The organism is Streptomyces sp. NPDC030143, assembly GCF_055573695.1.
The window spans coordinates 184935-197240 of the sequence record NZ_JBVIAY010000008.1 but is presented as its reverse complement, the minus strand read 5'-3'; the positions used below and the strand labels follow the sequence as shown (position 1 = coordinate 197240).

General features: G+C 69.3%; 10 protein-coding genes, 1 tRNA gene and 1 pseudogene. 3 read left to right on the top strand and 9 right to left on the bottom strand.

What is annotated here, in order from left to right:
- Positions 1-128: 128 nt before the first annotated feature.
- From ACZ4YY_RS16810 to ACZ4YY_RS16800, 3 genes are all read right to left on the bottom strand, one after another.
- The gene (locus ACZ4YY_RS16810; protein ID WP_468289926.1) at positions 129-554 is read right to left on the bottom strand and encodes a PIN domain-containing protein; all 426 of its coding nucleotides are present in this window, start codon (positions 552-554) and stop codon (positions 129-131) included.
- Positions 551-829 (bottom strand): ribbon-helix-helix domain-containing protein, encoded by a 279-nt coding sequence (locus ACZ4YY_RS16805; RefSeq protein ID WP_468289923.1) that lies wholly within the window; start codon positions 827-829, stop codon positions 551-553. Before ACZ4YY_RS16805 ends, ACZ4YY_RS16810 begins: the two co-directional genes overlap by 4 nt.
- A gap of 64 nt (positions 830-893) precedes the next feature.
- Positions 894-1787, bottom strand: a complete 894-nt coding sequence (locus tag ACZ4YY_RS16800) for a phosphorothioated DNA-binding restriction endonuclease (protein WP_468290197.1) — start codon at positions 1785-1787, stop codon at positions 894-896.
- 1546 nt (positions 1788-3333) lie between these two features.
- On the opposite strand from ACZ4YY_RS16800, the pseudogene ACZ4YY_RS16795 reads away from it, so the two are divergent.
- A pseudogene (locus tag ACZ4YY_RS16795) lies at positions 3334-3728 on the top strand (tyrosine-type recombinase/integrase); the annotation flags it as partial.
- A 77-nt stretch (positions 3729-3805) separates the two neighbouring features.
- Here ACZ4YY_RS16795 and ACZ4YY_RS16790 read toward each other — a convergent pair.
- The 3 genes from ACZ4YY_RS16790 to ACZ4YY_RS16780 form a co-directional block, all read right to left on the bottom strand.
- Positions 3806-3879, bottom strand: a tRNA-Pro gene (locus tag ACZ4YY_RS16790).
- Positions 3880-3921: 42 nt separating this feature from the next.
- Positions 3922-4707, bottom strand: coding sequence for a Pr6Pr family membrane protein (locus tag ACZ4YY_RS16785; protein ID WP_468289920.1), 786 nt, complete (start codon positions 4705-4707; stop codon positions 3922-3924).
- A gap of 140 nt (positions 4708-4847) precedes the next feature.
- Positions 4848-5774 (bottom strand): metallophosphoesterase, encoded by a 927-nt coding sequence (locus tag ACZ4YY_RS16780; RefSeq protein ID WP_468289917.1) that lies wholly within the window; start codon positions 5772-5774, stop codon positions 4848-4850.
- Between the two features lie 75 nt (positions 5775-5849).
- On the opposite strand from ACZ4YY_RS16780, the gene ACZ4YY_RS16775 reads away from it, so the two are divergent.
- Positions 5850-6314, top strand: a complete 465-nt coding sequence (locus ACZ4YY_RS16775; protein ID WP_468289914.1) for a GatB/YqeY domain-containing protein — start codon at positions 5850-5852, stop codon at positions 6312-6314.
- 407 nt (positions 6315-6721) lie between these two features.
- Here ACZ4YY_RS16775 and ACZ4YY_RS16770 read toward each other — a convergent pair whose 3' ends face one another.
- Positions 6722-9031, bottom strand: coding sequence for a transglycosylase domain-containing protein (locus ACZ4YY_RS16770; protein ID WP_468289911.1), 2310 nt, complete (start codon positions 9029-9031; stop codon positions 6722-6724).
- Between the two features lie 409 nt (positions 9032-9440).
- Between ACZ4YY_RS16770 and wblA the strand changes: the two genes are divergently transcribed.
- Entirely contained in the window at positions 9441-9779 is a 339-nt protein-coding gene (gene wblA, locus ACZ4YY_RS16765; protein WP_190046553.1) for a transcriptional regulator WblA, read from the top strand.
- Positions 9780-9793: 14 nt separating this feature from the next.
- On the opposite strand, the gene bagB is transcribed toward wblA, so the two are convergent.
- Positions 9794-11218 (bottom strand): ATPase BagB, encoded by a 1425-nt coding sequence (gene bagB / locus ACZ4YY_RS16760; protein WP_468289908.1) that lies wholly within the window; start codon positions 11216-11218, stop codon positions 9794-9796.
- Positions 11215-12192, bottom strand: a complete 978-nt coding sequence (gene bagA, locus ACZ4YY_RS16755) for an ATPase BagA (protein WP_468289905.1) — start codon at positions 12190-12192, stop codon at positions 11215-11217. The genes bagB and bagA overlap by 4 nt, the downstream gene beginning before the upstream one ends.
- Positions 12193-12306 lie beyond the last annotated feature (114 nt).

Genomic DNA, 12306 nt, shown 5'->3' with positions numbered 1-12306 from the left:
CGTACTCGGCCAGTCCTTCCGGACTACGCGCATCCGATCACGCCACTGATTCATGAGCTCGGAACAACACATCCGGGTGCCTGGCGGTGGATCCTCAACGTCCTGTACCTGAGACCGGAGCGGGCCGGTCACACCTTCTTGACGACGATCGTGTCCGGGACCAGCTTCTCCAGGTCGTCGACGTCCGAGGTGAAGACGGTGACCTGTCCCTTCTGCTGTCGCGCGATGACGGCGAGCACGGCGTCGATCGCGTACTTGTGGCCGTGCAACTTGGCGTCGGCCAGCAGCCGGCGTGCCTGGCGGGCCTCGTCCTTCCCGATATCGACGACCTGGAGCCGGGACAGTACCCAGTCCCAGCGCTGTTCGGTCGTTCTGCCGTCGTACGCCTCGACCAGTGTCATTGGGGATGTCACCACCTCGGCTTCCCCTCGTGCCGCGAGGTCGAGCCAGGCGATCATCTTCCGATCGCCGCGTACCGCGAGGGACAGAGCTTCGCAGTCCAGTACGAAGACACGGAGCGGCTGCTGTCGGTGCTCACCGGTTCGCTTCTTCACGCAGCCTCTCCGGCGTTGTGCTTTCCGGTGCTTCGACGCCGCTCGTGTTCGGTGTCGAGTTCCTCCAGCTCGTCGAGCGCTGCCGCATGCTCGTCATCAGTGACGGGGCCGTGTTCTTCCTGCAGCCAGTCGACTAGTTCGAGGAGTCGGTCCCGGTCGCGCTTGAAGCGCAGCGCGTCGGCGACATACGCCGACAGGCCCCGCTCTGCCGCGTCCGCGCGGATCTCGTCCAGGAGATCCTCGGGGATCGTCACGGTCACCTTCTTCGTCGCCATACAAGAGACCATACTCCCGGTATCCCACTCCTTACCAATGGGTCACGTGATCGACGCTCGGCGATCAGGCGGCCGAGGCGGGGCGTGGGCTGCCGTGGAAGACCTGGGTGGTGTGCCAGGAGCGGTAGATCGCCGCAATGGGGTGGGCGCCCGGTTGGGGTCCGATGAGCGGGCGGCCGGCGAGCACTATGACGTGCTCGCGGGCGGCGGGACTGTGTCCGACGAAGCGCTGCGAGACCAGGATGCGGTGACTGTCACCGATGCCGAGGACGCCTTTGTCGAAGAGCTTGTGGTGCAGCGAGCACAGGCACAGTCCGTTGTTGATGTCGTCAGGACCGTCGAACGCCCACCAGCGCACGTGCGCGGCCTCCAGTCCAACCGGCACCGTGCCGATCCTGCCGTCGTAGCCGCAGAAGGCGCACTGGTACTCGTAGGCCGTCAGGACCAGCTCTCGCATCCGTGGGTCCCGCTGCCTCCGCACGACCGAAAGCCGTTCGGTCTGAGTCGGCTCCAGCTCCAGGCCGACGGCTTCGCACAGTTCGCCGTGGAGCGAGGGCGGGAAGTGCAGGTCGAGGAGGACCCGTGCCATCCGGCCGAGTAGCGACGGCTCTCGCCGCAGCGCCGCCCGTAGCTCCGGCGCCAGCCGCCCCGTGGCCCCGGTGGCCCGCAGCTCCCGCACGCCGCTGCCGGGGCTGACCGGTCCGTGGTCGGTGCGCACTTCCCACACGCCGTCGCTCACCAGATGGTGGAACGGGTAGGCGGGCGTCGTCCTGTTGGGCGGTCCGTACTCGGTCAGCAGGCGCTGCAGATCCTCCTCCACCGCGCTGTACCGCAGTTCACCGTCGGCATCCTGCTGGAACCGGCCGAGCGCGTACAGGAACAACAGTGGCTTGTGCGGAGCGCGGCTCCCACTTCTGCTCCACTGCCTCAGTTTTGCGGTGCGCTCCAGCCAGTCCATGACCGGCGATCGTAGTCGTGCCTCGTCGAACAGCGATCTGCGCATGTGTGAAGGGGCGAGGTTGTGGGGGACATCCTGAGTAATGACCGGCCATGAGCCGTGGGTCCTAAGGTTCCTTGAGACGGAGCTTCCTGCTGTCAATCGCCGTCGCCCTGCGGCATCGGCCTTGGGCCGTCGGCGCCGTGGCGACGTTGCCCGATGCGAGAGCGCGGGAACGTCACACTCCACGACGCTGGCCGAAAACAGTGTCAGTGGTTGGCCACCTCAGTAGCCCACACGATGAGCCGACCAGGAGACGCGTTTCACATGATCTACGTGCGGTGTCAGCCGTCGATCGGGTCGGCTCTGCACTAGGGAACGATTGTCGAACTGCTCCTTCAGCTGGCCCGGGATCAGGAGGTCAAGCAGCCCGGCGTCGTCCGTCGGCTGCTGAGCTTCACCGGTCAGGGCGTTGTCCGCTCTGCTCCTGAGGTGCTGTTCGCGATCGTGCCCGGCCTGGGCGCCCTGTTACCTTGGCCAAGGAAGTGGCGGATGCGTCCCTCGTTTCTGGATCGATGCCGTTCGACAGCCTGCTGCCTTTCCAGCAGGGAGCAGCTGCACAGATCATGGACGCTCTGCTGGATCTCGCTCGGCAGGGTCCGCCCACCGTCGTGCCGCCTCCAGCGCGACCAAGCCCGTGGCCTCCAGGGTGGTGGCCGGCATGACCAGCACGTCGTGCTCGGTGAAGGCTTTCCATAGCTGTGGACGGTAGAACGAGCCGTCCGCTCCGAATGGCCGACGTGACGGGGGTACCGCCGCCGACGACCTGGTAGGTGGGGCAGGAGGTCATCGCCTCGAAGATCCGGCCCACGCTCCGGGAGAGCTTGCCCTCGGTGCCGCTGTACAACTCCTCGGTCAAGCTTGGAGTCGCTGCCGCCGGCGTAGGAGAAGGACGACTTGGCCTTGCGAGGGAAGACGAGGCTTGCGCCGGTCGCCGCCGAGCTTGGCCAGCGCCGGGCAGCCGATCACGGTCACATCGTCGGGCGCCGCGGTGCGCGGGTGTAGTCCCCGCCGAGATCGCTCTCGTCCAGGAGCCGCTTGGCCAGTGCGGTCTTCGCGCGGCGGGTCGGCCCGATGCTCGTCTCACCCGAGCAGCGCCGGCACATGGCACAGCAGGCCCGGTCATTGGGACGCCCGGATGCCGCCGACCGCCTCACTGACGTGCTGCTGGATGTCGCCACCAGTTAAGAGCGCGTCTCGGTCCCCGAGTGTGGGGCTCCGAACGCAGGCACCCCTCGCGTCGCAGTGCAGAGTTGACAGCAGGCTGCTCGGCACCGCGCAGTCGACTCTGCGCCACCCATGGTCTTCACGACTCAGAAGGTGCTCGTCGCCCGCCGGCCGGGCGACGAGCAGTGGAGCCAGCTGCTGACCTTCACCGCGGGCGGGCGCAGCAGCACCGTCAAGCAGACGGCCGTCCGTACCGGGACGGTCGTGGTCTCCGGTAGCCCCGGCCTTGTTGCCTCGCACGTCTGGCAGACGAACCGAGTCGGCCGGGGAGCGGGCGCCGGTTCCGCCGGCGCGCTGCGTGGAGGTCCTCTGGCAGCACTTCGAAGACCAGGGCTGGGAGCGGCTCGCTGCTGGCGATAAGTGGGAGGAACACGGCCTGGTCTTCTCGGCGGCTGTCGGTAAGCCGCTCGACGCGACCAACCTCCGGCGCGCCTTCCGCCAGGCCCTCAAGGATGCCGAAGGGATCAGTGCCGACGAGTGGACGCCGAGGGAGCTCCGCCACAGCTTCGTGTCCCTGCTGTCCGACCGGGCGTCCCGCTGGAGGAGATCTCCCGTTTCGTCGGTCACTCCGGCACGGCCGTGACCGAGGAGGTCTACCGGAAGCAGATTCGGCCCGTGATCCAGACCGGTGCCGTGGTCATGGACGGCATCTTCAAGCGGGATCCGGAGCGCTAGTCACGCAGATAGACACGCACAACGAGTCAGGGTCACCTCCGAAATTTCGGAAGTGACCCTGACCTCGTATTTCCCTGTCGGGGTGGCGGGATTTGAACCCACGACCTCTTCGTCCCGAACGAAGCGCGCTGCCAAGCTGCGCTACACCCCGATGTCGCTGCTTGTCCTGCTTGTCGCGGCGACGTCGTTTACTTTAGCCCACGGGTGGCCCCAGACGAAATCCGGTTCTGGTGCGGTGCCGGGTCGGGTTCGGGCGGGCGTGGTCGAGGACGACCAGGAGGACCGCCAGGGCGTAGAAGGAGAGGCCCAGGAGGAGGGCGTTGGCCAGGGTGTGCTTGTAACCGTGGGCCGCGGCGTCCAGGAACGGGTAGAGGGAGCGGCCCGGTGTGCCGGGTTCGATCAGTTCGGCGCGGGTCAGGACGAACGCCAGGTAGGCCAGCGGGTACAGCATCCACGGCGCGGCGCGGCGCAGCCGCAGGCGGCCGGGGGCGGTCAGCAGCAGCCAGTCCAGGACGGCGGCCGCCGGGGTCACCGTGTGGAGCAGGTGGTGGGCCACCGCGTGCCAGACCGTGGGGGCCTCGGTCGTGCCCGTCACGGAGAAGGGGGGTGACGCGTCCGCCAGGAGCAGGTGGTACACCAGGCCGCTGATCATGACGTAGAGCAGCGCCGCGCCGGTGAGGGCGGCGGGGAGGGGGCGGCGGGCCGTCCAGGCGCGGCGGGCCGACACCAGGGTGACCAGGGCGAGCAGGATGCTGCTCTGGACCGCGAAGTGACTCAGGACCGGTGCGGGGCTGCCGAGCAGTACCGCGAGCGCCACGCCCGCCGCCGCCGTGAGGGCGATCAGCAGGCGCAGGACGGCGACCAGGGGGCGTCGTACCGGTGCCACCACCGCCGAGGCGGGGACGGAGGAGGGCAGAAGCGCGTGGGTGCGCGGGATCGCCGGCAGGTCCGGGATGTCCCTGGGTATCGGGGCGGTCATGCCCTCACGCTAGGAAGGGCGGGCAGAAGGGGCGATTCGGGTGGGCCGTGCGGGTGACACGGCGCGGCGGGTCGGACACCACCCCGGCCTCGCGGCACCGGAACTCGCCCCGACCTCGCCCGCTTCGCGCCCGCCGCGCCCTACTCCTTTGCCGTCAGTGTCAGCAGGGTCGCCTCCGGGGGGCAGGCGAACCGTACCGGTGTGTAACGGCTCGTCCCGCATCCGGCCGATACGTGGAGGTAGGCCGTACGCCCCTCGGCCGTGTGCGTCGAGAGGCCCTTCACGCGGTCGGTGTCCAGGTCGCAGTTGGTGACGAGGGCGCCGTAGAAGGGGATGCAGAGCTGTCCGCCGTGGGTGTGACCGGCGAGGATCAGGGGGTAGTCGTCCGCGGTGAAAGCGTCCAGGCTTCGCAGGTACGGCGCGTGCACCACACCCATCGAGAAGTCGGCCGCGGCCGAGGGGCCGCCGGAGACCTGCGCGTAGCGGTCCCGCTTGATGTGCGGGTCGTCCAGACCCGTCAGCTCCACCGAGACGCCCTCGACCTTGAGCGTGCCCCGGGTGTTCGTGAGGTTGAGCCAACCCGCGCCGTCGAAGCCGTCACGCAGGTCCTCCCACGGGTTGTGGACGACGCCGACCGCGGGCGCGTTGCCGTTCAGACCGTGCCTGCCCTGGGTCCTCTCCAGCAGGTAACGGGCGGGGTTGCGCAGCGTGGGGCCGTAGTAGTCGTTGGAGCCGAAGACGTACGCGCCGGGGAACTCCATCAGCGGGCCGAGTGCGTCGAGGACCTCCGGGACGCCCTCCGGGTCGGAGAGGTTGTCGCCGGTGTTGATCACGAAGTCGGGGCGCAGGCCGGCCAGCGAGCGCAGCCAGCGCTGCTTCTTGCGCTGACCGCCGACCATGTGGATGTCGGAGACCTGCAACACGCGCAGGGGGCGCATGCCGGCGGGGAGGACGGGGACCGTCACCCGCCGCAGGCGGAAGGAGCGGGCTTCGAAGCCCGCCGAGTACAGCAGTCCGGCGGCGCCAACCGCCGCGATTCCAAGGGGAACTCCGTATCGCGCGCGCATGCGTCCATCGTGTCAGACCCAGAGCCCTGTAAATGAACGGGCGGGGGACGGACGGCACCTGCGACAATCACACGCATGACCACGCTCAAGTCGAAGCTGCACGCAGACCTCAACGCCGCGATCAGGGAGCGCGACGAGCTCCGCTCCTCGACGCTCCGGCTGACGCTCACCGCGATCACCAAGGAGGAGGTCGCGGGCAAGGAGAAGCGCGAGCTCTCCGACGACGAGGTGCAGAAGGTGATCACCCGTGAGGCGAAGAAGCGGCGCGAGGCGGCCGACGCCTTCGCGCAGGGTGGTCGCGCCGAGCAGGCCGAGCGGGAGAAGGCGGAGGGCGAGGTGCTCGCCGCGTACCTGCCCAAGCAGCTCAGCGACGAGGAGCTGAACGACATCGTCGCGCAGGCCGTCCAGGAGGCGAAGGCGGCCGGTGCCGAGGGGCCCCGGGCGATGGGCGCCGTCATGAAGATCGTGAACCCGAAGGTGGCCGGTCAGGCGGAGGGCGGACGCGTCGCCGCGGCGGTGAAGAAGCTCCTCGCCGGCTGACGATCCCGGCGACCCCTGCCCCTGCCCCGGCCCTGGCCCCGGCCTCGACCCCACCTCGGCGCCAGGCCTGACCTCGGCCCCGGCAGCGCTCGACCCTGTCCCGGGCGGGGCCCGACCCGTCGCCAGGTCCGCCCCCGCCCCGGGCAAGGCCCGGCACCGACCGCGGCGCCAGGTCCGAGGCCGGCCCCGGCGAGCCCCGGCCGGGCCCACCTCAGGGCCAGACGACACCGACGACACCGGCGCCCCCGGCTTGCCCAAGGCGCCACCGGCACCGCCCCCGCGGTACCACCGGCCCACAGCGGGACAGCGGTACGACCAGCCACAGCAGACGGCCCCTGCCGTCCCGTACGAGTCCTTCCGTACGGGACGGCAGGGGCCGTCCGCTGTCGTCGCCGTGCCCGCGGTCCTCAGTCCCGCCCGCCGGTGCCGTTCCTTCCGCCGTTGCTCTGGCCCTGGAAGAGGTTTTCCGGGAGCGTGAAGGAGGGCGTCGGGGAGGTTCCGCCGCCGGTGGTGCTGCCGCCGTTGCTCGTCGTGCCGATCAGACCGCCGAGGAAGCCGCCGTCGCCGTTGCCGTCGTCGTTCCCCCGGCCTCGGCCGCGTCCGCGGTCGTTGTCGTCGTCGTTCTCCTCACCGCCGCCCTGGGGGCCCTTGGGGATGTCGACGATGGTGAATTGCGGTGCTTCCTTGCCCTCGAGGGCGCCGGTCATGGCGTCCTTCCAGATCGGGCCCGGGGTGTCACCGCCGTAGACGAGCGAGTGGTACTGGCCGCCGATGTAGATGTTGGTCATCTTGACCTTCTGGGTGGCGCTACCGACCCAGACGGCGCCCGAGAGGTTCGGCGTGTAGCCGACGAACCAGGCGTTCTTGCGCTCGTCGGTGGTACCGGTCTTGCCGGCGTTGTCGCGGTCCTTCAGACCGGCCGACTTACCCGTACCGGAGTCGATCACACCGCTGAGCAGCGTGTTGATGCTGTCGGCGGTCTTCTCGCTCATGGCGCGCGAGCACGTCGACTTCGGCACCTCCAGCGACTTCTTGGTGCCGTCCACGGTCTGGTTGATCGACTCGATCGCGATCGGTGTGCAGTACATCCCGCGGCTGGCGAAGGCGGCGTACGCGGTGGCCATCGTCAGCGGCGAGAGGCCGGTGGAGCCGAGCGTCATCGACGACGGCACCTCGGGGACCTTGGTCCCGTTGCCCTGGACCACGCCGAGGGCGTCGGTCATCTTCACCACCGGGCACATGCCGATGTCGCCGAGCATCTGCACGAAGTAGGTGTTGACCGACTTGGCCATGGCGGTCCGCAGATCGTAGGGCCCAACCTCGGACTCGGTCTCGTTCTCGAGCTTCTCGTTCCGCGTGTTGACCCAGGGCTTGCCGCTGCACGTCTGGACCCGGTCCGGGTACGGCATCTGGTACGGCGCCGGGTAGGTCTGCGTCGCCGGACGGCCCTGTTCCAGCGCGGCCGCCGCCACGAACGGCTTGAACGTCGAACCGGTCGGGAAGCCGAAGTTCGAGCCGCCCATCGAGGCGTCGACCGAGTAGTTGTACTCGGTCTCGTTCTTGCCGTAGCCGTAGGGCTTCGACTGGCCCATGCCGAGGATCTTGCCGGTGCCGGGCTCGACGAGGGTGACGGCCGCGGCGACCTTGTCCGACTGGTAGACGTGTTCCTTCAGCGAGGACCGCACGGACTCCTGGGCCTGCGGCTGGAGCGTGGTCCGGATCGTCAGACCGCCCTGGTTCCAGATCTTGGCCCGCTCCTCCTTCGTCTTGCCGAAGACCGGGTCGCTCTTGAAGACGCGCTCGACGTACTTGCAGAAGAAGCCGGCGCCCTGGACGGCGGTGATGCAGCCGTTCTTCGGCTTGGTGATCTTCAGGCCCAGCGGGGCCTTCTGCGCCTGGGCGGCCTCCGCCGGGGAGATGTCGCCGACCTCGGCCATCCGCTGGAGCACTACGTTGCGGCGCCGAGTGGCCTCCTGCGCGTCGTTGACCGGGTCGTAGCGGCTCGGCGACTGGACGATGCCGGCCAGCAGGGCCGCCTCGGGGAGGGTCAGGTCCTTGGCGTGCTTGGAGAAGTACCGCTGGGAGGCGGCCTCGACGCCGTAGGCCTGCTGACCGAAGAAGGTGATGTTCAGGTAGTTCTCGAGGATCTTCTTCTTGCCCAGTTCCTCCTCGACCTGGATCGCGTACTTCAGTTCGCGGATCTTGCGGCCGATGGTCTGCTGGATGGCCTGGGCGACCTTCGTCGGGTCGTCGCCGGCCTCCTCGACGAAGACGTTCTTCACGTACTGCTGCGTGAGCGTCGAGGCGCCCTCGGCCACCCCGCCGCTCTGCGCGTTCTTGTTCAGCGCGCGCAGGACGCCCTTGAGGTCGACCGCGCCGTGCTCGTAGAAGCGCGAGTCCTCGATCGCGACGATCGCCTTCTGCATGTACGGCGAGACGTTCCTGAGGTCCACGACCGTGCGGTCACGGGAGTAGACCGTCGCGATCTGACCGCCCTCGGCGTCGAGGATGGTGGTGCGCTGACTCAGCGGAGGAGTCTTGAGGTTGGCGGGGAGCTCGTCGAAGCTCTCCACGGAACCCTTGGCCGCGAGACCGAGCGCGCCGAACGCGGGCAGCGCGATACCGGCCAGCACGGCTCCCGCGAGCACACTGACACCGAGGAACTTGGCGGCCTCCTGCGTTGGCGACAGACCACCGCCCGAGCGCTTCTTTGGCATGAGGGCAGCCTACGTTCTCATTCGCCGGACACGCGTATAGGCCTTGGCCTAAGCTGCTCTCAACTGTCACAGCAGCAGGGCTACGTATCAATACGTCCGGCGACCCCGAATCGTTCCGGAGGTTCCCCGACTTTTTCCCCGGGGGCGTGTCCGAAATCGCCTTCTGTGTCACGCGGCGTCCGTTGCGACCTAACAGAACTGTCCCTTTTTGCTGGGAATAGTCGCGCATGTCGCAGGCTCACTCCCCCGGGTGATCTGCCGCTTACCCATAGTCCGTTCGGGCCATTCAAGATTGGGCCCGAAGGGGGTGTTGCGCTGTGCCCACCTTCCGTAACGTCCTCAACTGGCGGCGGTGAATATGCCGCTGCCGCCGTGGGGGAGCCTCGATTCGGGAGAGGACGGCGCCGGTATGGGCTGGGTAACCGACTGGAGTGCGCAGGCCGCCTGCCGCACTACCGATCCGGATGAACTGTTCGTTCAAGGAGCAGCACAGAACAGGGCCAAGGCGGTGTGCACCGGGTGCCCGGTGCGGACCGAGTGCCTGGCGGACGCGCTCGACAACCGTGTCGAGTTCGGCGTCTGGGGAGGCATGACGGAGCGCGAGCGCCGCGCACTGCTGCGCAGGCGACCGACCGTCACCTCGTGGCGCCGGCTGCTGGAGACGGCGCGATCGGAGTACGAGCGCGGAGCGGGCATCGTGCCGCTCGACGACGACCAGGTGTACGAGAACTACGCGGCGGTGAGCTGAGGGGGTCCGTCCCCTCAGGCGTCCACCGCCTCGGGCAGCTCCGGCCGGTTGGCCGCGAGCCGGTTCCCGATGTCCCGCAGCCCCGCGAGGTCGTGCACATCGCCGGGCAGCGCGGCCACTTCGGCCACCGCCACCTCGGGGTGGCGGGCCGTGAAGCGGTCACGCGTGCGCTGCTCGCGGGAGAGCAGATGCATGCGTTCCGCGTGCAGCCTCAGCAGGCCGGCGGTGAGGTCGTCCACGGTCCGGTCCGGGTGGGTGGGGGAGTCGGGCGCGGACTCGGGTGACGCCGGGACGGATGCTGAACTTCCGTACGTGTCGGGAGAGTTACGAAGACCAGCTTTCCCGCCGTCCTGATCCACAATGCGGGGTTCTCCAAGATTTTCCCCGGCCGACGCGGCGGCCGCGGGGTCCGCTGAGACACCGGACGGGTCGGGCGAAGGGTCGGCGAGTTCCAGGTTCTCCGCGGCCGCGAGTGCCCGCTCGGCGGACAGCTGGGCGGCTCCGCTGCCGTGAACCCGGTTCAGGACCAGACCCGCCAGGGGCATGTCCTCGGCGGCCAGCCGCTCCACGAAGTACGCGGCCTCCCGCAGCGCGTCCCGCTCGGGGGCCGCCACCACCAGGAAGGCCGTCCCGGGCGCCTGGAGCAGCCGGTACGTCGCGTCCGCGCGGGTGCGGAAACCGCCGAACATCGAGTCCATCGCGGCCACGAACGTCTGCACGTCCTTCAGCAGCTGGCCGCCCAGCAGCTTGCCGAGCACCCCGGTCATCATCGACATGCCGACGTTGAGGAACTTCATGCCCGCGCGGCCGCCGACCTTGGCGGGCGCCAGCAGGACGCGGATCAGCTTGCCGTCGAGGAACGACCCGAGCCGCTTGGGCGCGTCCAGGAAGTCCAGCGCCGACCGCGACGGCGGTGTGTCCACGACGATGAGGTCCCACTCACCCTTGGCACGCAGCTGGCCCAGCTTCTCCATCGCCATGTACTCCTGCGTGCCCGCGAAGCCCGCCGAGAGCGACTGGTAGAAGGGGTTGCCCAGGATCGCGGCGGCCCGCTCGGGGTCCGCGTGCGCCTCGACGATCTCGTCGAAGGTGCGCTTCATGTCGAGCATCATCGCGTGCAGCTCGCCGTCCCCCTCGACGCCCTTCACCCGGCGCGGGGTGTTGTCGAGCGAGTCGATGCCCATGGACTGCGCGAGCCGGCGCGCCGGGTCGATGGTGAGGACGACCACCTTGCGGCCGCGCTCGGCCGCCCTGAGGCCCAGCGCCGCCGCGGTCGTCGTCTTGCCGACCCCGCCCGAGCCGCAGCACACCACGATGCGGGTCTTCGGGTCGTCGAGCAGGGGATCGACGTCCAGCACGCGCGCGGGGGAGAGGCGACGGGCGCCCTCCTGGGCGTGGGCCCGGGAGCTCTCCCCGGCCTGAGCGTGGTCCGCGCTCATGACATCCCCTGCTTCCGCAGCTCGGTGGCGAGTTCGTACAGGCCCGCGAGGTCCATGCCCTCGGCGAGCAGTGGCAGTTCGTGCGACGGCAGGCCCAGCTCGGCGAGGACCGCACGCTGCTCGTGCTCCAGCGCGTACCGCTCGGCGTACTCCTCGGCCTCCGCCAACAGGGGGTCCACCAACCGCTCGGCGTGCCCCCCGCGCCGCGCCCCGCCGAGTCCCGCGGCGGACAACGACCGGGCGACGGAGGAACGCGTCGCCGTCCGCGCGAGTTCCAGGTCCCCGGCGTCCAGCACCTCGGGGCGCACCATGTTGACGACGACCCGTCCCACCGGCAGGCGGGCCGCGCGCAGTTCCGCGATGCCGTCCGCGGTCTCCTGGACCGGCATCTCCTCCAGCAGCGTCACCAGGTGCACGGCCGTCTCCGACGACTTCAGCACCCGCATCACCGCCTGCGCCTGATTGTGTATCGGGCCGATCTTGGCGAGGCCGGCCACCTCGTCGTTGACGTTGAGGAAGCGGGTGACGCGGCCCGTGGGCGGGGCGTCCATGACGACGTAGTCGTAGACGAACCGCCCGCCCCGGTCCTTTCTGCGCACCGCCTCGCACGCCTTGCCCGTCAGGAGGACGTCCCTCAGGCCCGGCGCGACCGTGGTGGCGAAGTCGATGGCGCCGAGCTTCTTCAGGGCCCGCCCGGCGCTGCCCAGCTTGTAGAACATCTGGAGGTAGTCCAGAAGGGCCAGTTCGGGATCGATGGCGAGGGCGTACACCTCCCCGCCCCCGGGAGCGACGGCGATCTTCCGCTCCTCATAGGGGAGCGCCTCCGTCTCGAAGAGCTGGGCGATGCCCTGTCGGCCCTCGACCTCGACGAGAAGCGTCCGCTTCCCCTCGGTCGCGAGAGCCAACGCGAGTGCGGCGGCGACCGTGGTCTTTCCGGTCCCGCCCTTGCCGCTGACGACCTGGAGCCTGCTCACGTATTCGAGCGTAACCAGTCGGCGCCCGAGCCAATCGGGAGGCTGTGGATAAGGGGGCGGGAATCGTCCACCCGGCCTGTGGACGGGGGCCGTGCCCGGCAGCGGATACAGTCG

Bases quoted from the DNA above. Each gene is read 5' to 3' on its own strand.
- ACZ4YY_RS16805 (WP_468289923.1), bottom strand. From the start codon at position 829: ATGGCGACGAAGAAGGTGACCGTGACGATCCCCGAGGATCTCCTGGAC.
- ACZ4YY_RS16800 (WP_468290197.1), bottom strand. From the start codon at position 1,787: ATGGACTGGCTGGAGCGCACCGCAAAACTGAGGCAGTGGAGCAGAAGT.
- ACZ4YY_RS16785 (WP_468289920.1), bottom strand. From the start codon at position 4,707: ATGACCGCCCCGATACCCAGGGACATCCCGGACCTGCCGGCGATCCCG.
- ACZ4YY_RS16780 (WP_468289917.1), bottom strand. From the start codon at position 5,774: ATGCGCGCGCGATACGGAGTTCCCCTTGGAATCGCGGCGGTTGGCGCC.
- ACZ4YY_RS16775 (WP_468289914.1), top strand. From the start codon at position 5,850: ATGACCACGCTCAAGTCGAAGCTGCACGCAGACCTCAACGCCGCGATC.
- ACZ4YY_RS16770 (WP_468289911.1), bottom strand. From the start codon at position 9,031: ATGCCAAAGAAGCGCTCGGGCGGTGGTCTGTCGCCAACGCAGGAGGCC.
- wblA (WP_190046553.1), top strand. From the start codon at position 9,441: ATGGGCTGGGTAACCGACTGGAGTGCGCAGGCCGCCTGCCGCACTACC.
- bagB (WP_468289908.1), bottom strand. From the start codon at position 11,218: ATGAGCGCGGACCACGCTCAGGCCGGGGAGAGCTCCCGGGCCCACGCC.